Source organism: Streptacidiphilus anmyonensis (assembly GCF_000787855.1).
Lineage (GTDB): Bacteria > Actinomycetota > Actinomycetes > Streptomycetales > Streptomycetaceae > Streptacidiphilus > Streptacidiphilus anmyonensis.
In genome coordinates this window covers 33,847-55,553 of the sequence record NZ_BBPQ01000054.1, presented here as the reverse complement: position 1 = coordinate 55,553, position 21,707 = coordinate 33,847, and the positions used below count along the sequence as shown (strand labels likewise).

Below are 21,707 nucleotides of genomic sequence, written 5' to 3'. Positions count from 1 at the left end.
CCGCCAGCACTACTGGCTCGAGGCCACGGCCTCCGCGCCGGCCGTCGCCCCGGTGGACGAGGTGGACGCCCGCTTCTGGGAAGCGGTCGAGCGGGAGGACCTGGACGCGCTGGCCGCCACTCTGGAGGTCGAGAGCGGCAGCGAGCTCGGCGCGGTCCTGCCGATGCTGTCCGCCTGGCGTCGGCAGAACCGCGAGCAGAACACGATCGACGCCTGGCGCTACCAGATCAGCTGGAAGCCGGTTACCGAGGCCGCGTCGGGCGTGCTGTCGGGCACCTGGCTGGTGGCCGTCCCGGCGGGCCGGGTCGAGGACCCGGTTCTGTCCGCCACGCTGACCATGCTGGCCGGGCGGGGTGTGGACGTCCGTGAGGTCGTCGTGACACCGCAGGCTGCGGACCGTGGCGTCATGGCGGAGCTGCTGCGTGACGCGGTGGCTGACGGTGCGTCGGTTTCGGGTGTGGCCTCGCTGCTGGCGTGGGACGAGGCGTTCGCAGTAGCCGGGACCCTGACGCTGGTGCAGGCGCTGGGCGATGCGCGGATCGACGCGCCGCTGTGGTGCCTGACGCGCGGTGCGGTCGCGACGGCCCGCTCCGAGCGGCCGCTGAGTGCGCTGCAGGCGCAGCTGTGGGGTCTGGGTCGGGTGGTGGCTCTGGAGCATCCGGAGCGTTGGGGTGGTCTGGTGGACCTCCCGGAGAGCGCGGACGACCGGGTCCTCTCGCGCTTGGCGGGAGTGCTCGCGGGCGTCGCGGGTGAGGACCAGGTCGCGGTCCGTCCGTCGGGTGTGTTCGGTCGTCGTCTGGTGCGCGCGTCGCGCGGGGAGGCAGCCACGTGGCGGCCGTCCGGCACGGTGCTGGTCACGGGCGGCACCGGTGCGCTGGGAGCGGAGGTCGCGCGTTGGCTGGTGCGCAACGGTGCCGAGAGTCTGGTGCTGACGAGTCGTCGTGGTCTGGACGCGCCTGGCGCGGTCCAGCTGCGGGACGAGCTGGTCGCCGCCGGTGTGAGTGTCACGGTCGCCGCCTGCGATGCGGCCGACCGCGAGGCGCTGGCCGCGTTGCTGGCCGAGTACCCGGTGTCGGCGGTGTTCCACACCGCTGGTGTGCTGGACGACGGTGTCGTGGACGGGCAGACGGCGGAGCGTTTCGCCGCGGTGGCCCGTCCGAAGGTCGACGCCGCGCGGAACCTGCACGAACTCACGCACGACCTGTCGGCGTTCGTGTTGTTCTCCTCGATGGCGGGTTCGGTCGGCAGCGCCGGCCAGTCCAACTACGCCGCCGCGAACGCGTTCCTGGACGCGCTGGCCGAGCAGCGTCGGGCTGACGGTCTGGCCGCGACGTCGATCGCCTGGGGTGCCTGGGCCGAAGCGGGTCTGGCGACCGAGGAGGTGGTCGCTGACCGCCTGCGTCGCGACGGCGTCGTCGGCATGGCCCCGGCCCTGGCGATCGCCGCGATGCAGCAGGCGCTGGAGAACAGCGACACCACGGTGACCATCGCCGACGTCGACTGGGACCGAGTGGCGGCGGAGACCGCTGCCGTCCGTCCGAGCCGTCTCTTCGACGAGATCCCCGAGGCCCACGCCGTCATGACGGCCGCGCTCGCGCCGGCCGCCGTGCCGGGGGAGTCCTCGCTGACCGGGCGGCTGGCCGCCCTGTCGTCCGCGGAGCAGGGTCGCGCGCTGCTGGATCTGGTGCGCGCCCAGGTGGCGGCGGTGCTGGGTTACGCCGACGCGGCCGCCGTGGAGGCAGGTCGGGCGTTCAAGGAGCTGGGCTTCGACTCGCTCACCGCTGTCGACCTGCGCAACCGGATGAACGCCGCGACCGGTCTGAAGCTGCCGGCGACGCTGGTCTTCGACTACCCGTCGGCGACCGCGCTCGCCGACCACCTGCGCACCGAGCTGCTCGGTACGCAGGAGGCCATCCATGCCTCCCTGCCCGCCGTCGCCGTGACGGACGACGACCCGATCGCCATCGTCGCGATGAGCTGCCGATTCCCCGGCGGCGTCAGCACCCCTGAAGAGCTGTGGCAGCTGCTCGTCGCCGGTGAGGACGCGATCGGCGCCTTCCCGGCCGACCGCGGCTGGGACCTCCAGGGCCTGTACCACCCGGACCCGGACCACCAGGGCACGACGTACGCCCGCGGCGGTGGATTCATGGACGCGGTCACGGAGTTCGACTCGACGTTCTTCGGGATCTCGCCCCGTGAGGCGCTGTCGATGGACCCGCAGCAGCGTCTGCTGCTGGAGACCTCGTGGGAGGTCTTCGAGCGGGCGGGCATCGACCCGGCGTCGCTGCGTGGCAGCCAGTCCGGCGTCTTCATCGGCACCAACGGCCAGGACTACGCCAACCTGCTGGTCGACGGCCTGGAAGGCGTCGAGGGTCACCGGCTCACGGGGACGGCGACGAGTGTGATCTCGGGCCGGCTCTCGTACACCTTCGGCCTGGAGGGCCCGGCGGTCTCCGTCGACACCGCGTGTTCGGCGTCGCTGGTCGCGCTGCACATGGCGGTACAGGCGCTGCGCAGCGGCGAGTGCTCTCTGGCGCTGGCCGGTGGTGTGACCGTGATGTCCACGCCGGACCTGTTCGTCGAGTTCAGCCGCCAACGCGGTCTGTCGGCGGACGGTCGCTGCAAGGCGTTCGCGGGTGCCGCGGACGGCACCGGCTGGGGCGAGGGTGCGGGCATGCTGCTCGTCGAGCGCCTCTCCGACGCGCAGCGCAACGGCCACCCGGTGCTCGCGGTGGTCCGCGGCTCGGCCGTGAACCAGGACGGTGCGAGCAACGGTCTGACGGCCCCCAACGGCCCGTCGCAGCAGCGCGTGATCCGTCAGGCGCTGGCCTCGGCCGGGCTGACGGCCGACCAGATCGACGCGGTCGAGGCGCACGGCACCGGAACCAAGCTCGGCGACCCGATCGAGGCCCAGGCGCTGCTCGCCACTTACGGCAAGGACCGGGACACCGACTCCCCGCTGTGGCTGGGCGGCGTGAAGTCCAACATCGGGCACACGCAGGCGGCTGCCGGCGTGGCCGGTGTGATCAAGATGGTGCTGGCCATGCAGCACGGCGTGCTGCCGAAGACGCTGCACGTGGACGAGCCCACCCCGCACGTCGACTGGTCGGCGGGCGCGGTGGAGCTGATCACCGAGACCCGGCCGTGGCCTGAGACCGGTGCGCCGCGCCGCGCGGGTGTCTCCGCGTTCGGCATCAGCGGGACCAACGCGCACACCATCCTGGAGCAGGCGCCGGAATCGGCGCGGGAGACGGCTGCCGAGGCGACCGTGTCGCCGTCGGTGCTTCCGGTGGCTCTCTCCGCGAAGACCGACGCCGCCCTGCGGGCCCAGGCCGAGCGGCTGCTGCCGCTTGCCGGTGAGGCCGAACCGCTGGACATGGCGCACTCGTTGGCGACGGGCCGGGCGGCGCTGGAGCGCCGCGCGGTGGTGATCGCCGGCGAGCGGGACGAGCTGCCGCGCGGACTGCACGCGTTGGCGGCGGGGGAGTCCGCGGCGAACGTGATGCGCGGCTCGGTGGTGGAGGGCCGGACGGCGTTCCTGTTCACCGGTCAGGGCAGTCAGCGGGCTGGGATGGGCCGTGAGCTGTACGAGGCGTTCCCGGTGTTCGCGGATGCGTTGGATGAGGTGTTCGCGCACCTGGACCAGCACGTGGACCTTTCGGTGCGGGAGGTCGTCTTCGCGGGTGAGCGGATCGACGAGACGGCGTATACGCAGCCGGCGTTGTTCGCGGTCGAGGTCGCGCTGTTCCGTCTGGTGGAGTCGTGGGGTCTGACGCCGGACTTCCTGGCCGGTCACTCGATCGGTGAGTTGGCGGCTGCGCACGTCGCCGGGGTGCTGTCGCTGGCGGATGCGGCGAGGCTGGTCGCGGCACGTGGTCGCTTGATGCAGGCGCTGCCCTCCGGTGGCGCGATGGTGGCGGTGCAGGCGTCCGAGGACGAGGTGCTGCCCTTGGTGGCCGAGCAGGTCGGGATCGCGGCGGTCAACGGCCCGACGTCGGTGGTGCTTTCGGGCGCTGAGGCGGCGGTGCTGGCGGTGGCCGAGCAGTTGGCCGCGCAGGGGCGCAAGACCAAGCGGCTGACGGTGAGCCACGCGTTCCACTCGCCGTTGATGGACCCGATGCTCGACGAGTTCCGCACAGTGGTCGAGGGTCTGACGTTCGACGCTCCGCGGATCCCGATCGTCTCCACCCTCGACCAGACGGCCGACCTCACTACGCCCGAGTACTGGGTGCGGCATGTCCGCGAGGCGGTGCGCTTCCGCGACGCGGTCGCGACGCTGGAGCGTGAGGGTGTCCGCACGTTCCTGGAGCTGGGTCCGGACGGCGTGCTGTCCGCGCTCGGCCAGGACTGCGTCACCGTCGAGGACGTCGCGTTCGCGCCCGTCCTGCGGGCGGAGCGCCCCGAGGCCCGCACGCTGACCACGGCGCTCGCCCAGGCCCACGTGCGCGGCGTGACCGTCGACTGGACGGCGTTCTACGCCGGCACCGGCGCGCAGCGCGTCGACCTCCCCACCTACGCCTTCCAGCGCCAGTCGTACTGGCCCGAGCGGCTGCCCGTCGTCGCTGAGACCGGTGGCAGCCGGACCGGCACGGACGCGACGGACGCCGGCTTCTGGCAGGCCGTGGAGAGCGAAGACCTGGCCGCGCTGGCCGCCACCCTGGAGGTGGACGCGAGCGACGCGGAGTCGCCGCTGAGCGCTCTTGCTCCCGTGCTGCCGGTGCTCTCGGCCTGGCGTCGCCAGCAGCGGGAGCAGTCGACCGTGGACGGCTGGCGCTACCGGGTCACCTGGCAGCCGCTGCCCGTCGCGGCGGAGCACAGCACCCTGGGCGGTACCTGGCTGGTGGTCGTCCCGGCCGCGTCGTCGGCGGACGGCCGGGTATCGGCTGCGGCGCAGGCTCTCGCCGACGGGGGCGCGACGGTTCGCCGCCTCACCGTGGATGCCTCCGCCTGCGACCGCGGCCGCCTGGCCGAGGAACTGCGCACCGTGGCCGCCGAGACGGCCGACCTGGTCGGCGTCGTGTCGCTGCTCGCCCTGGACGAGGAGGCGCACCCGAGCCACCCCGTGCTGCCGGCCGGGTTCGCCGCCACGGTGGCGCTCACCCAGGCGCTCGGCGACGCCGGGATCGGCGCGCCGCTGTGGTGCGTGACCAGCGGGGCCGTCTCGACCGGCCCGGCCGACCAGGCCCCGAGCGCGGCGCAGGCCCAGGTCTGGGGTCTGGGCCGGGTGGTGGCCCTGGAGCACCCGGACCGCTGGGGCGGCCTGGTCGACCTGCCGGGGGCGGTGGACGAGCGGGCGGCTGCCCGCCTGGTCGCCATCCTGGCCGGCACCGGCACCGGCACCGGCACGGACAGCGGCGAGGACCAACTGGCGGTTCGCCGCTCGGGCGTCCTGGTCCGCCGCCTGGTACGCGCCACCCGGCCGCAGGCGCCGGTGGCGCCCTGGCAGCCGCGCGGAACGGTGCTGGTCACCGGCGGCACCGGCGCCCTCGGCGCCGAGGTGGCCCGCTGGCTGGCCCGTGGCGGCGCCGAGCACCTGGTGCTCACCGGCCGACGCGGCGCTGATGCGCCCGGTGCGGCCGAACTGCGGGACGAGCTCGTGGCGTTGGGCGTCCAGGTCACCCTGGAGGCGTGTGACGTCGCGGACCGCTCGGCGGTCGACGCCCTGGTCAAGCGGCTGGTCGTGGAGGGCCGCGACGCGGCGCCGCTGCGCGCGGTGGTCCACGCGGCCGGCCTCACCCAGGACACCGCGCTGGCCGACAGCGACCTGGGCGAGCTCGCCTGGGTGATGGACGCCAAGGTCTCCGGCGCGGTCCACCTGGACGCCGCGCTCGGCGAGACCGAACTGGACGCCTTCGTGCTCTTCTCCTCGATCGCCGGGGTGTGGGGCAGCGGCGGCCAGGCCGGCTACGCGGCGGGCAACGCCTTCCTGGACGCACTCGCCGAGCGGCGTCGTGCGGCGGGTATGACGGCCACGTCGGTGGCCTGGGGCCCGTGGGGCGAGATCGGCATGGCGGCCCAGGACCCGCAGGCCGCCGAGCAGTTGCGCCGTCGTGGTCTGCGGGTGATGGCCCCCGAGCTGGGGATCAACGCCCTCCAGCAGGCGCTGGACCACCAGGAGACGGCGCTGACCGTCGCCGACGTGGACTGGGCGCTGTTCGCCCCCGCCTTCGCCGCCGCCCGCCCCCGTCCGCTGATCGACGGGGTGCCGGAGGCCCGTGAGGCCCTGACGGGCACGCTGGTCCAGGGCGAGGGCAAGGGCGAGGGCGACGGGCCCGACCGGGCCGAGGCGTTCCAGGAGCGGCTGCGCGTCCTGCCCGTCGCCGAGCGGGACCGCGCCCTGCTCGACCTGGTCCGCACCGAGGTCGCCGCGGTGCTCGGCTACGCCGGCACCGGCGCGGTGGAGGCCGGACGGGCCTTCAACGAGCTCGGCTTCGACTCGCTCACCGCGGTCGAGCTGCGCAACCGGCTCACCGCGGCCACCGGCCTGCGCCTGCCGACCAGCCTGGTGTTCGACTACCCGAACCCCACGGCCCTGGCCGGTCACCTCGGCGCGGAGATCGTGCCGGACGCGGCCGACGGCGCCGCGCCGGTACTCGCCGAGCTGGACGCACTGGACCAGCGGCTCTCCACCATGTCCCCCGATCACGCAGACCGGGAGCGCGTCACGGCGCGGCTCCAGGCCCTCCTGTCGAAGTGGAACGCGACCGACGATGCAGCAGACACCGCCGAGGACGACGAGTTGGCCGACGCGTCGGCCGACGACCTCTTCGACATCATCAGCCGGGAATTCGGGCGGGACTGACGTGCGCTTCCAGCCGACCGTCCAGCTCCCGGCCCCGGTCCGGAACCAGACCCCGACCGTGACGTCCCGCGTGATCACCGCACTTGTCCCGGCTTCCCGGAAGGTGGCCCTCTGATGGCAGACGAAAAGAAGCTCCTCGACCACCTCAAGTGGATGACCGCGGAGCTGCGCCGGACCACCCGCAGGCTTCGCGAGGTCGAGGACGCCGACCAGGAGCCCATCGCGATCGTGGCGATGAGCTGCCGCCTGCCCGGCGGGGTGCGCTCGCCGGAGGACCTGTGGCAGCTGGTGGCCACCGGCGGGGACGCCATCACCCCGTTCCCCGCCGACCGCGGCTGGGACGTCGAGGGTCTCTACCACCCGGACCCGGACCACCCGGGCACGGTCTACGCGACCGGCGGCGGCTTCCTGCACGACGCGGGCGGCTTCGACCCGGAGTTCTTCGGCATCAGCCCGCGTGAGGCGCTGGCGATGGACCCGCAGCAGCGGCTGCTGCTGGAGGCGTCCTGGGAGGTCTGCGAGCGCGCCGGGATCGACCCGGGCAACCTGCGCGGCAGCCGTACCGGGGTGTATGTCGGCGGCAGCTACCAGGGCTACGGCTCGGAGCTGGCGGAGGTGCCGGAAGGCGTCGAGGGCCGCCTGTTGACCGGCAACGCGACCAGCGTGCTCTCCGGCCGCATCGCCTACACCCTGGGCCTGGAGGGCCCGGCCGCCACCCTCGACACCGCCTGCTCGTCCTCGCTGGTCGCGCTGCACTGGGCATGCCAGGCGCTGCGGCGCGGCGACTGCTCGCAGGCCCTGGTCGGCGGCGTGACGGTGATGGCCACGCCGGACGTCTTCGTGGAGTTCAGCCGCCAGCGCGGCTTGGCGGCGGACGGCCGGTGCAAGTCCTTCGCGGCCGCCGCGGACGGCACCGGCTGGTCCGAGGGCGTCGCGATGCTGCTCGTGGAGCGGCTCTCGGACGCGCGGCGCAACGGTCACCCGGTGCTGGCGGTGGTGCGTGGCTCGGCCGTCAACCAGGACGGTGCGAGCAACGGTCTGACGGCTCCCAACGGACCGGCGCAGCAGAAGGTCATCCGTCAGGCCCTGGGCGACGCCCGGCTGACGGCCGATCAGGTGGACGTGGTCGAGGCGCACGGCACCGGCACCACCCTCGGCGACCCGATCGAGGCACAGGCCCTCCTTGCCACCTACGGTCGCGAGCGGGCCGCCGAGCGGCCGCTGTGGCTGGGATCGCTCAAGTCGAACATCGGGCACACCCAGGCCGCGGCCGGTGTGGCCGGTGTGATCAAGATGGTCATGGCGATCCGGAACGGCGTGCTGCCGCAGACGCTGCACGTCGACGAGCCGACGCCGCACGTGGACTGGTCGGCCGGCGCGGTGGAACTGCTCACCGAGGCGCGCGGCTGGCCGGAGACCGGCGAACCGCGCCGGGCGGCCGTCTCCTCCTTCGGCGTCAGCGGCACGAACGCGCACACGATCCTGGAGCAGGCGCCGGTCCCGGCGGAGGGCGACGAGCCGGCGGCGGCCGAGGGCCCCGACGGCGCGGCCGCGACGTCCACTGCCTCGACCTCCGCCTCGACCTCCGCCTCGACCTCCGCCTCGACCTCCGCCTCGACCTCCGCCTCGACCTCCGCCTCGACCTCCGCCTCGACCTCCGCCTCGACCTCCGCCTCGACCTCCGCCTCGACCTCCGCCTCGTCCAGTGCCTCGCCCGCCGCCTCGTCCGGCCCGGTGGCGACCGCGTTGGTGCCGTGGCTGCTCTCCGCGCGCAGCGCCGACGCCCTGCGCGCCCAGGCCGGCCGGCTGCTCGCCCGGCTGGCCGTGGACGCGACGCCCACCCCCCTCGACCTCGGCTACTCCCTGGCCACCACCCGGGCGGCACTGCCGCACCGCGCGGTGCTGGTCGGCGCCGAGCTCGACGACTTCCGCCGCGGCCTGCAGGCGCTGGCCGCCGGGGAGCACACGGCGCAGACCGTGGTGCGCGGTGCCGTCACCGAGGGCGGACTCGCCTTCCTGTTCACTGGTCAGGGCAGTCAGCGGGCCGGGATGGGCCGTGAGCTGTACGAGGCGTTCCCGGTGTTCGCGGTGGCGTTCGACGCGGTGTGCGCAGAGTTCGACGGGGAGTTGGGCCTGCCGTTGCGGGAGGTCGTCTTCGCGGGTGAGCGGATCGACGAGACGGCGTTCACGCAGCCGGCGTTGTTCGCCCTCGAGGTGGCGCTGTTCCGGCTCGTGGAGTCGTGGGGTGTGCGGCCGGACTTCCTGGCGGGGCATTCGATCGGTGAGGTCGCGGCCGCGCACGTGGCGGGTGTGTTGTCGCTGGCGGACGCCGCGAGGCTGGTCGCGGCGCGTGGTCGGTTGATGCAGGCGCTCCCTGCCGGTGGCGCGATGGTGGCCGTGCAGGCCTCTGAGGCGGAGGTGCTGCCGCTGCTGACCGACCAGGTGGGCATCGCGGCCGTCAACGGGCCCACCTCCGTGGTGATCTCCGGCACCGAGCAGGCCGTCCTGGACGTCGCGGACCAACTGTCCGCACAGGGACGCAAGACGAAGCGACTGACGGTCAGTCACGCGTTCCACTCGCCGCTGATGGACCCGATGCTGGACGAGTTCCGGGCCGTCGTGGAGTCGTTGGAGTTCGACGAGCCGAGGATCCCGATCGTCTCCACTCTGGACCAGTTCGCCGACCTCACCACTCCCGCGTACTGGGTGCGCCATGTGCGTGAGGCGGTGCGCTTCCGCGACGCGGTCGAGAGCCTGGAGCGCGAGGGCGTCCGTACCTTCCTGGAGCTGGGCCCGGACGGGACGTTGTCCGCGATGGGACAGGACTGCGCCTCCGAGGAGGCCACCGCGTTCGCACCGGTGCTGCGCGTGGGTCGGCCTGAGGTCGAGACGCTGCTGATCGGCGTCGGGCACGCCCAGGTGCGCGGCGGCGCGCTGGACCGGACGGCCCTGTTCGCAGGCCGCGCCGCCCACCGGGTCGAGCTGCCCACCTACGCCTTCCAGCACGACTGGTTCTGGTTGGAGTCGGGTGGCGGTTCGGCGGCAGCACCGCACGCGTCGGCCGAGCAACCGGACGCCGGGTTCTGGGAGGCCGTGGAGCGCGAGGACGTCGAGGCGCTCGCCGAGACGCTCGCCGTCGCGGACGGTGCGGCGCTCGGTGCCGTCCTGCCCGCGCTGTCGGCGTGGCGTCGGCAGAGCCGCGAGCAGTCCGTCGTGGACGGCTGGCGTTACCGGGTCCGTTGGACGCCCATCACCGAGACTCCCGTGGCCGTGGCGGCGGGCCGCTGGCTGGTGGCGGTGCCGGCGGGGCACGCCGGGGACGCCGACGTCCAGGGCGTGGTCCGGCTGCTGACCGGCCGAGGCGTCGACGTGCGCGTGGTCGAGCCGGTCGCCCCCGAGCGGGCCCCCGTCAGGGACGCGCTGCACGCCGCGGTCTCCGAGGGCGGTCCGGTCTCCGGCGTGGTCTCGCTCCTCGCGTGGGATGAGACGTGCGCGGTGGCCGGGACCCTGGCGCTGGTGCAGGCGCTGGGTGACGTGCGGGTCGACGCGCCGCTGTGGTGCGTGACGCGCGGCGCGGTCTCGACCGGCGAGTCCGACCGGCTGGCCGTCCCGGTGCAGGCGCAGCTGTGGGGACTGGGCCGGGTGGTGGCGCTGGAGCACCCGGAGCGCTGGGGCGGTCTGGTCGACCTGCCCGAGGCTCCGGACGAGCGCGCGCTCACCCACCTCGTGGAGCTCCTCGCCGGTGACGAGGACCAGGTCGCCGTCCGTGCGTCGGGTGTCTTCGGTCGTCGTCTGGTGCGGGCGTCGCGCGGGGAGCCGGCCGAGTGGCGGCCGTCCGGCACGGTGCTGGTCACCGGTGGCACCGGCGCGCTGGGCGCGGAGGTTGCGCGTTGGCTGGTGCGCAACGGCGCGGAGCGCCTGGTGCTGACGAGCCGTCGTGGACTGGACGCGCCCGGTGCGGTCGAGCTGCGCGACGAGCTGGCCGCGTCGGGTGCCGCCGTCACCGTCGCCGCCTGCGACGTGGCCGACCGGGACGCGCTGGCCGCGCTGCTCGCGTCGCTGGACCACCCGGTCACCGCCGTGTTCCACACGGCGGGTGTGCTGGACGACGGCGTCGTGGACGCGCAGACGGCGGAGCGTTTCGCCGCGGTGGCCCGCCCGAAGGTGGACGCCGCCCGGAACCTGCACGAACTCACCCACGACCTCTCCGCGTTCGTGCTGTTCTCCTCCACCGCAGGCACCATCGGCAACGCCGGTCAGGCCAACTACGCCGCCGCCAACGCCTACCTGGACGCGCTGGCCGAGCAGCGCCGGGCCGACGGCCTGGCCGCGACGTCCATCGCCTGGGGTCCGTGGAGCAGCGGCGGCATGGCCGCCGACGGGGCGCTGGGGCAGCGCCTGCGACGGGAGGGCGTCCCGCCGATGGCCCCCGACCGCGCGATCACCGCCCTTCAGCAGGCGCTGGTCAACGGCGACAGCACCCTGGCCGTCGCCGACATCGACTGGCAGCTGCTGCTGGGCGGCCTCACGACCGGTCGCCGCGGCACCGCCCTCTTCGACCGGATCCCCGAGGCCCGCGCGGCCTTGGCGACGGCCGGAGCCGACGCCGTCGGCGGGGAGTCGCCGCTCGGGCCGCTGGCCCAGCGACTGGCCGCGCTCTCGGCGGTGGAGCGGGACCGCGCCCTGCTCGACGCGGTCCGCACCGAGGTGGCCACCGTGCTCGGCTACGCGACGCCGGACGCGGTCGACGCCGCGCGGGCGTTCAAGGAGCTCGGCTTCGACTCGCTGACCGCGGTCGAACTGCGCAACCGCCTGAACACCGTCACCGGCCTCAACCTGCCGAGCACGCTGGTCTTCGACTACCCGACCTCCACCGCGCTCGCCGGGTTCCTGCACACCGAGCTGCTCGGCGGGCAGCAGGCCGAGACGTCCCTGCCCGCGGTCGCCGTGGCGGACGACGAGCCGATCGCCATCATCAGCATGAGCTGCCGCTTCCCCGGCGACGTCAGCAGCCCGGAGGAGCTGTGGCAGCTGCTCGCCTCCGGCAGCGACGCGGTCTCCGGCTTCCCGACCGACCGCGGCTGGGACCTGGAGGCGCTGCACAGCGCCGACGCCGAGCAGAGCGGGACGTGCTACGCCCGCGAGGGCGGCTTCCTGCACGACGCCGCCGAGTTCGACCCGACCTTCTTCGGCATCAGCCCGCGTGAGGCGCTGGCGATGGACCCGCAGCAGCGGCTGCTGCTGGAGACCTCGTGGGAGGCGTTCGAGCGGGCCGGCATCGACCCGGCCGCGCTGCGCGGCAGCCAGGCCGGCGTCTTCGTCGGCACCAACGGCCAGGACTACCTCGCCCTCGCGGCCAACGCCGCGGAGGAGCTGGAGGGTCAGCTCGGCACCGGCACCGCCGCCAGCGTGGTCTCCGGCCGCCTCTCCTACACCTTCGGCCTGGAGGGCCCGGCCGTCACGGTCGACACGGCATGCTCGTCCTCGCTGGTCGCGCTGCACTGGGCGATCCAGGCGCTGCGCAACGGCGAATGCACGATGGCCCTCGCCGGGGGTGTCACCGTGATGTCCACGCCTGGCGCCTTCGTGGAGTTCAGCCGCCAGCGCGGCCTGGCCGCCGACGGTCGCTGCAAGCCGTTCGCGGCGGCGGCCGACGGCACCGGCTGGGGCGAGGGCGTCGGCATGCTGCTCGTCGAGCGGCTCTCCGACGCGCGCCGCAACGGGCACCCCGTGCTGGCGGTCGTGCGCGGCTCGGCCGTCAACCAGGACGGTGCGAGCAACGGTCTCACGGCTCCGAACGGGCCGGCCCAGCAGCGCGTCATCCGTCAGGCGCTGGCCGCCGCCGGCCTCTCCGTGGACGAGGTGGACGCGGTCGAGGCGCACGGCACCGGCACCACGCTGGGCGACCCGATCGAGGCGCAGGCGCTGCTCGCCACCTACGGTCAGCGTCCGGCGGACCAGCCGCTGTGGCTGGGCTCGATCAAGTCGAACATCGGCCACACCCAGGCCGCGGCCGGTGTCGCGGGCATCATCAAGATGGTGCTGGCCATGCGGCACGGCGTGCTTCCGCAGAGCCTGCACGTCGACGCCCCCAGCGCGCACGTCGACTGGTCGGCGGGCGCGGTGGAGGTGCTGACCGAGGCGCGGGAGTGGCCCGAGACCGGCCGCCCGCGCCGGGCCGGCGTGTCGTCCTTCGGCGTCAGCGGCACCAACGCCCACGTGGTGCTGGAGCAGGCCCCGGCTGCCGAGCCCGTCGAGGCCGCGCCGACGTCCGCCCCGGGCCCGCTCCCGCTGGTCCTGTCGGCCCGCACCGAGCCGGCGCTGCGCGCGCAGGCGGAGCGGCTGCGCGCCTTCGCCGGCGGCACGTCGGGGGACCGGCTGGTCGACCTGGCCTACTCGCTGGCGACCGGCCGCGCCGCCCTGGAGCACCGGGCCGTGGTGGTCGCCGACGACGATCAGGGGTTCCTGGGGGGTCTTGAGGGGTTGGTCTGCGGTTCCCCCGGTGCGAGCGTGGTCACCGGCTCGGCCACGGGCGGCAGGCTCGCCTTCCTCTTCACCGGCCAGGGCAGTCAGCGGGCTGGCATGGGAGCTGAGTTGTACGAGACGTACCCGGTGTTCGCCGAGGCTCTCGACGCCGTGTGCGCGGAGCTCGACGGGTACCTGGAGCGTCCGCTGCGGGACGTCATGACGGAGGGCGGCGAGCCGCTGAACCGGACCGGTTGCACGCAGCCGGCGTTGTTCGCGCTTGAGGTGGCGCTGTTCCGTCTGGTGGAGTCGTGGGGTGTGCGGCCGGACTTCCTGGCGGGGCACTCGATCGGCGAGGTCGCGGCCGCGCATGTGGCCGGGGTGCTGTCGCTGGCGGACGCCGCCAAGCTGGTGGCGGCGCGTGGCCGCTTGATGCAGGCGCTGCCTTCGGGCGGTGCGATGGTGGCGGTGCAGGCGTCCGAGGACGAGGTGCTGCCGCTGCTCACCGGCGAGGTGGGGATCGCCGCCGTCAACGGACCTACCTCGGTGGTGATCTCCGGCGTCGAGGAGGCCGTGCTGGAGGTGGCGGAGAAGCTGGCCGCCGAGGGTCGCAAGACGAAGCGACTGACGGTCAGTCATGCGTTCCACTCGCCGCTGATGGACCCGATGCTGGACGAGTTCCGCGCGGTGGTCGAGGGGCTGGCGTTCCACGAGCCCCGGATCCCGATCGTCTCCACCCTCGACCAGGACGCCGACCTCACGACGCCCGAGTACTGGGTGCGGCACGTGCGCGAGGCGGTCCGCTTCGCCGACGCCGTCGCGACGTTGGAGCGCGAAGGCGTCCGCACCTTCCTGGAGCTGGGCCCGGACGGCACCCTGACCGCGCTCGCCCAGGACTGCGTCACCGCCGAGGACGCCGCCTTCGCGCCCGCCCTGCGCGGCGACCGCGCCGAGGGCCGGACCCTGGTGACCGCCCTCGCCCGGGCCCACGCCCGAGGACAGGCGGTGGACTGGCCGGCCTACTTCGCGAGCACCGGCGCCCGGCGCGTCGACCTGCCCACCTACGCCTTCCAGCGCGAGCGCTACTGGCCCACGCCCGCCGCCGCGTCGCCGACCGACGGCGCCCCCGGCGCGGACGCGACGGACGCCCGTTTCTGGGAGACCGTCGAGCGCGAGGACCTGGAGGCGCTGACCGCCACACTCGGCCTGGACGGCGACCAGCCGCTCAGCTCGGTGCTGCCCGCCCTCTCGACCTGGCGTCGCCGGAGCCGCACCCGCTCCACGGTGGACGGCTGGCGCTACCGGATCACCTGGAACCGCCTGCCCTCCGTCTCCGCCGCCACGCTCGCCGGCACCTGGCTCGTCGTCACTCCGACCGCGGAAGCGGCGGCCGAGCCGACCGAGGCCGCGCTGGCGGCCCTGGCCGGGGCCGGTGCCGACACCGGCCGGCTCACCCTCACCGTCGACGACCTCACGGCCGGACGCGCCGCGCTGGCCGAGCGGCTGCGCGGCGAGCTCGCCCACTCCGGGCCGCTGGCCGGCGTCGTCTCGCTGCTCGCCCTCGACGAGGAGCAGCATCCGGCGCACCCCGCACTGTCCGGCGGCCTCGCCGCCACCGCCCTGCTGGTGCAGGCGCTGGGCGATGCCGACGTGGCCGCGCCGCTGTGGTGCCTGACCCGGGGTGCCGTCGCGACCGACGCCTCCGACCGGCTCGCCAACCCCGGCCAGGCCCAGGTCTGGGGTCTGGGCCGGGTGGTGGCCCTGGAGCACCCGGACCGCTGGGGCGGCCTGATCGATCTCCCCGCGCAGCTGGACGAGCGCGCCCTGGGGCTGCTGACCGGCGCGCTGGCAGCCGGCGCACCGGCGTCCGGAGACGGCGAGGACCAGCTCGCGGTGCGGCCCTCGGGCCTGCACGCCCGCCGCCTGGTCCGCGCGTCGCAGGTCAGCGGCGTCAGCGGCAGCTCCTGGCAGCCGCGCGGCACGGTGCTGGTCACCGGCGGCACCGGAGCCCTGGGCGCCGAGGTGGCCCGCTGGCTGGCCCGAGGCGGGGCCGAGCACCTGGTGCTCACCAGCCGCCGCGGCGCCGACGCCCCGGGAGCGGCCGAACTGACAGCCGAGCTGAACGAGTTGGGTGCCACCGTGACCGTCGCGGCCTGCGACGTGGCCGACCGTGCGGCGCTCGCCGCACTGCTCGCCGCCGTCCCCGCCGACCGGCCCCTCACGGCCGTCGTGTACGCGGCCGGCGTGGTCGCCGACGCCGCCCTGCGGGACAGCGAGCTCGGCGACCTGGCGGCCGTCGTCGAGGCCAAGGTGGTCGGCGCGGCGCACCTGGACGACCTGCTCGGCGACACCGAGCTGGACGCCTTCGTCACCTTCTCCTCCATCGCCGGTGTGTGGGGCAGCGGCGGCCAGGCGGGCTACGCCGCCGCCAACGCCTTCCTGGACGCCCTGGTCGAGGCCCGCCGGGCCCGCGGCCTGGCCGGAACCTCGGTGGCCTGGGGTCCCTGGGCCGAGGCCGGGATGGCCGCCGGCGAGGCCGCCGAGCAGCACCTGAGCCGCTTCGGTCTCCAGGTGATGGCACCGGGCAGCGCGCTGCTCGGCCTTCAGCTGGCCCTGGACGCGGGCGCGCCCACCGGGGTCGTCGCCGACGTCGACTGGACGCGCTTCGTCCCGTCCTTCACTGCCGCCCGTCCCCGTCCACTGCTGGGCGAGCTGCCCGAGGTCCGTGAGGCGCTGGCCGCAGAGCAGGCCGCCGAGCAGGCCGACGCGGCGTCCGCCGGAACGGGTGCTCCGGCCGGGCTGCGGGAGCGGCTGGCCGACCTGAGCGACGCCGACCGCGACCGCGCGCTGCTGGAGCTGGTGCGCGGTCAGGTCGCCGAGGTGCTCGGATACTCCGGCGCGCACGCGGTCGAGGCAGGCATGGCCTTCCGGGCGCTCGGCTTCGACTCGCTGACGGCGGTCGAGCTGCGCAACCGGCTGGCGAAGGAGACCGGGCTGAAGCTGCCTGCCAGCGCGGTCTTCGACTACCCGACGCCCACCGCCCTGGCCGAGCACCTGCGGGACGCGGTCTTCCCGGAGCACGCCCGCGCGGCGGCCGTCGACCCCCAGGAGGCCGCGCTGCGCCAGGCCCTGGCGAGCGTCCCGCTCGCCCGGTTCCGGGAGCTGGGACTCCTGGACACCCTGCTGCGGCTGGCCGACCCCGACGACCGGGCCGGGACCGAGGACGGCGGTGACGAGTCGGACCTGATCGACTCGCTCGACTCGCTGGACCTGGACAGCCTCATCGACATCGCTCTCGACAGCAACGATTCCTGACACGTCCGAAGTGCGGAGCTCATCATGACCACGCCGAACGAAAAAGCAGTCGCAGCACTTCGGGCCTCCATCAAGGAGACCGAGCGACTGCGTCGGCAGAACCAGCAGCTGATCGCGGCCTCCAAGGAGCCGATCGCGATCGTCGCGATGAGCTGCCGGTTCCCTGGAGGCGTGGCATCACCGGAGGCGCTGTGGCGGCTGGTCGCCGACGGCGTCGACGCGATCGGTGAGTTCCCCGCCGACCGCGGGTGGCGACTGGCCGACCTGTACGACGAGGACCCCGACCGCCAGGGCACCTTCTACGCCCGCGGCGGCGGGTTCCTCGCCGAGGCCGCCGAGTTCGACCCGGCCTTCTTCGGCATCAGCCCGCGTGAGGCGCTGGCGATGGACCCGCAGCAGCGGCTGCTGCTGGAGACCTCCTGGGAGGTGTTCGAGCGGGCCGGCATCGACCCGGCGACGGTCCGCGGCAGCAGCACCGGCGTCTTCGTCGGCGCCTCCGCGTCCGGCTACGCCGGCGTGACCGACCAGATGCCGGAGGGCGTCGAGGGCTACCTGCTCACCGGCAACGCGGCCGCGGTGGTCTCCGGCCGCGTCTCCTACACCTTCGGCTTCGAGGGTCCCGCGGTCACCGTGGACACCGCCTGCTCCTCGTCGCTGGTCTCGCTGCACCTCGCCGTCCAGGCGCTGCGCAACGGCGAGTGCTCGATGGCGTTGGCGGGCGGTGTGACGGTACTCGCGACCCCGGACGTGTTCGTCGAGTTCAGCCGCCAGCACGGTCTGGCCACCGACGGCCGGTGCAAGGCCTTCGCCGCCGGTGCGGACGGCACGGGCTGGGCCGAAGGCGTCGGCATGCTGCTGGTCGAGCGGCTCTCGGACGCCCGCCGCAACGGTCACCCGGTGCTGGCGGTCGTGCGCGGCTCGGCCGTCAACCAGGACGGTGCGAGCAACGGTCTGACGGCCCCGAACGGTCCGTCGCAGCAGCGCGTGATCCGTCAGGCCCTGGAGAACGCGCGTCTGACGGCGGACCAGGTGGACGCCGTCGAGGCGCATGGCACGGGCACCACTCTGGGCGACCCGATCGAGGCGCAGGCCTTGCTGGCGACGTACGGACAGGACCGCGAACGGCCGCTGTGGCTGGGTTCGTTGAAGTCCAACGTGGGTCACACGCAGGCGGCGGCGGGTGTGGCCGGTGTGATCAAGATGGTCATGGCGATGCGGCACGGCGTGCTGCCGCAGACGCTGCACGTGGACGAGCCGACGCCGCATGTCGACTGGTCGGCGGGTGCGGTGGAGCTGCTGACCGAGGCGATGGCGTGGCCGGAGACCGGTGCGCCGCGTCGGGCCGGTGTCTCGGCCTTCGGTGTGAGCGGGACCAACGCGCACACGATCCTGGAGCAGGCTCCGGAGGTCTCCACGGAGGAGGTCGCCGAGCCCTCGGCGGCGCCGTCGGTCCTGCCGGTGCTGCTGTCGGCGCAGGACGCAGGCGCGCTGCAGGCCCAGGCCGAGCGCTTGCTTCCGGTCGCCGGCGAGGCCGAACCGCTCGACATCGCCTACTCGTCGGCGACGAGCCGCGCGTCCCTGGAACGACGCGCGGTGGTCGTGGCGGGGGAGCGACAGGAACTGCTGCGCGGACTGCTCGCGTTCGCGGCCGGGGAGTCGGCGGCGAACGTCGTCGCGGGTTCGGTGGTCGAGGGACGCACGGCGTTCCTGTTCACCGGCCAGGGCAGCCAGCGTCCCGGCATGGGCGCCGAACTCCACGGCGCGTTCCCGGTGTTCGCGAACGCGCTGGACGAGGTGTGCGCGGAGCTCGACACCCACCTGGACCGTCCACTGCGCGAGCTGTTGTTCGCCGCCGAGGGCGAGTCGATCCACGAGACCGGCTACACGCAGTCGGCATTGTTCGCGCTTGAGGTGGCGCTGTTCCGCCTGGTCGAGTCGTGGGGAATGCGGCCGGACTTCCTGGCGGGGCATTCGATCGGTGAGATCGCAGCCGCACATGTGGCGGGGGTGCTGTCGCTGGCGGACGCGGCGAAGCTGGTGGCGGCGCGTGGTCGGTTGATGCAGGCGCTGCCGTCGGGTGGCGTGATGGTGGCGGTGCAGGCGTCCGAGGACGAGGTGTTGCCGCTGCTCACCGGTGAGGTGGGGATCGCGGCGGTCAACGGTCCGATGTCGGTGGTGCTTTCGGGTGCCGAGGCGGCGGTGCTGGCTGTGGCTGAGCAGTTGGTCGCGCAGGGTCGCAAGACCAAGCGGCTGACGGTCAGCCATGCCTTCCACTCGCCGCTGATGGACCCGATGCTGGACGAGTTCCGGGCTGTCGTGGCGGGTCTGGCGTTCCAGGCTCCGCGGATCCCGATCGTGTCGACGCTCGACCAGTCGGCCGACCTGACCTCGCCCGAGTACTGGGTGCGGCATGTCCGCGAGGCGGTGCGCTTCCGCGACGCGGTCGAGACGCTGGAGCGCGAGGGCGTCCGCACGTTCGTGGAGCTCGGTCCGGACGGCGTACTCGCCGCGATGGGCCAGGACTGTGCCACCGAGGACAGCACCGCGTTCGTGCCGGTGCTGCGGGCGGAGCGTCCGGAGGTCCGCACGCTGACCACCGCGCTCGCCCAGGCCCACGTGCGCGGGGTGACCGTCGACTGGACAGCCGTCTTCGCGGGTACCGGCGGGCGTCGGATCGACCTGCCCACCTACCCCTTCCAGCGCGCACGGTACTGGCTGGAGGGAGGTGCGCCGACCGGGGACCCCGCATCGCTCGGGCTCGTCGCCGCCGGACATCCGCTGCTCGGCGCGAGCGTCGAACTCCCGCACTGGGACGGGCTGGTCTTCACGGCCCGGCTGTCGGTGCAGTCGCAGCCGTGGCTGGCCGATCACGCCGTCATGGGCTCGATCCTGCTGCCGGGCACCGCCTTCGTCGAACTGGCGATCCGCACCGGCGACCAGGTCGGCTGCTCCGTGCTGGAGGAGCTGACGCTGGAGGCACCGCTGGTCCTGCCCGCGCATGGCGGCGTTCAGCTGCGTCTGGCGCTGGGCGCGGTGGACGAGTCGGGCAGCCGTCCGCTCTCTGTGCACTCGCGCCCGGAGGAGGCACTGCCGGAGGAACCGTGGACCCGGCACGCCACCGGCGTGCTCGCGCCCGTCACGAGCGCTGAGGAACCGTCGTCCGACCTGGCCCCGTGGCCGCCGGCCGGTGCGTCCGAGGTCGACGTGACAGACCTGTACGAGCGCCTGGCCGCCGCCGGCTTCGGTTACGGCCCGGTGTTCCAGGGCCTGCGCGCCGCATGGCGGCGGGCCGACGAGCTGTTCGCCGAGGTGGCGCTGCCGCAGGACGCCCGCGACGGCGCGGCCTCCTTCGGCCTCCATCCCGCCTTGCTGGACGCCGCGCTGCACGCGGTCGGCATCGGTGACCTGCTGGCGGACACCGGCCGCGGACGGATCCCGTTCGCTTGGAACGGTGTGACGCTGCACGCCTCGGGTGCGGCCGTGCTGCGCGCCCGGCTGTCACGCACCGGACCGGACGCGATCACCCTGGACCTGGCCGACGAGTCCGGCCGACCGGTGGCCTCGGTCGACTCGTTGGTGCTGCGGGAGGTGTCCGAGGAGCAGGTGCGGGCGGCCCGTGGCGGGTTCACGGATTCGCTGTTCCGCGTGGATTGGGTCCCGTTGCCCGTCTCGTCGGCGTCGGCGTCGGCGTCGGTCGGGGGCTGGGCGGCGCTGGGCGAGGACGTGCTGGGTTCGGGCGCCGAGGTGTTCGCCGACCTGGCGGCGCTGGCCGCGGCGGTGGACGGCGGTCTGGCCGCACCCGACACGGTTCTTCTCGCTCTGGGCACCGCGCCCGCCGCCGACCTCGCCGCTGCGGTGCGGACCGCTCTGGGCGATGTGCTCGCCGTGGTCCAGGGGTGGCTGGCGGACGACCGGTTCGCGGCCTCCCGCCTGGTCCTGGTGACCCGTGGCGCGGTGGCCGCCGACGAGGCGGGGCCGCAGGATCTGGTGCACGCTCCGGTCTGGGGTCTGCTGCGCTCGGCGCAGGCCGAGAACCCCGACCGGTTCGTTCTGCTCGACCTCGACCTCGACCTCGACGCGCACGCCGTGTCGGGCGACCTGCTGGCCGGGGCGCTGGCATCGGGCGAACCCGAACTCGCCCTGCGCGATGACGTCCTGCGCGTACCACGGCTGGCCCGGACGCCCCGGACCGACCCGGCGCCGGTGTTCGACGCCGAGGGCACGGTGCTGGTGACCGGTGCGTCCGGCACGCTGGGCGGGCTGGTCGCCCGGCATCTGGTGGCGGAGCACGGGGTGCGGAGCCTGCTGCTGGTGTCGCGGCGCGGCGTGAACGCGGCCGGCATGGCCGAACTCGCCGACGAACTGGCGGAGTTCGGTGCCTCGGTCACGGTCGCTGCGTGCGATGTGGCGGACCGTGAGGCGCTGGCCGGGCTGCTGGCGGAGCACCGGGTCTCGGGTGTGGTGCACACGGCCGGTGTGCTGGACGACGGGATCGTCTCCTCGCTCACTCCTGAGCGCTTGGACTCGGTGCTGCGTCCGAAGCTGGACGCCGCGCTCAATCTCCACGAACTCACCTCGGACCTCTCCGCGTTCGTGCTCTTCTCCTCCGCCGCCGGGACCTTCGGCGGTCCGGGGCAGGGCAACTACGCCGCCGCGAACGTCTTCCTCGACGCCCTCGCCGCCGTGCGACGCGCGCAGGGCCTCCCGGCGGTCTCACTGGCCTGGGGCCTGTGGGCCGAGGGCGCGGGGATGGCGGCCGGTCTCGGCGAGGGCGATGTCGAGCGGATGGCGCGCTCCGGCGTGCAGGGCCTCACCGGGACGGAGGGTCTGGCCCTCTTCGACGTCGCCCTTCGTACCGACGCCGCGACCCTGGTCCCGATGCACCTGGACCTGGCCGCGCTGCGCCGGAACGCCGGTCGCGAGGTACTGCCGCTGCTGCGTGGGCTGGTCCGGGTCCCGGCGCGTCGTGTCGCGCGGGCCGGTGCGGTCGGCGGCTCGGAGCTGAGCGACCGTCTGCTGGCCCTCCCCGCGGGGGAGCGCGAGGGTGCGCTGCTGGACCTGGTGTGCGGTCGTGTGGCGGCGGTGCTGGGCTATGCGGACGCGACGGCGGTCGAGTCCGGCCGGG

General features: G+C 74.2%; 3 protein-coding genes. All 3 read left to right on the top strand.

Going from position 1 to position 21,707, the window contains the following annotated elements:
• Positions 1-6,802 (top strand): type I polyketide synthase (locus tag TR50_RS31615; protein WP_160311216.1); only part of this gene is annotated, 6,802 nt, incomplete at its 5' end.
• Between the two features lie 114 nt (positions 6,803-6,916).
• Positions 6,917-16,582 carry a type I polyketide synthase gene (locus TR50_RS31610; RefSeq protein WP_052441586.1) on the top strand — a complete coding sequence of 3,222 codons (9,666 nt, stop codon included), beginning with the start codon at positions 6,917-6,919 and terminating at the stop codon, positions 16,580-16,582.
• A gap of 21 nt (positions 16,583-16,603) precedes the next feature.
• Positions 16,604-21,707 (top strand): type I polyketide synthase (locus TR50_RS31605; RefSeq protein ID WP_236654669.1); only part of this gene is annotated, 5,104 nt, incomplete at its 3' end.

Excerpts from the sequence above, each read along its gene's own strand:
- TR50_RS31610 (WP_052441586.1), top strand. The coding sequence starts at position 6,917 with ATGGCAGACGAAAAGAAGCTCCTCGACCACCTCAAGTGGATGACCGCG.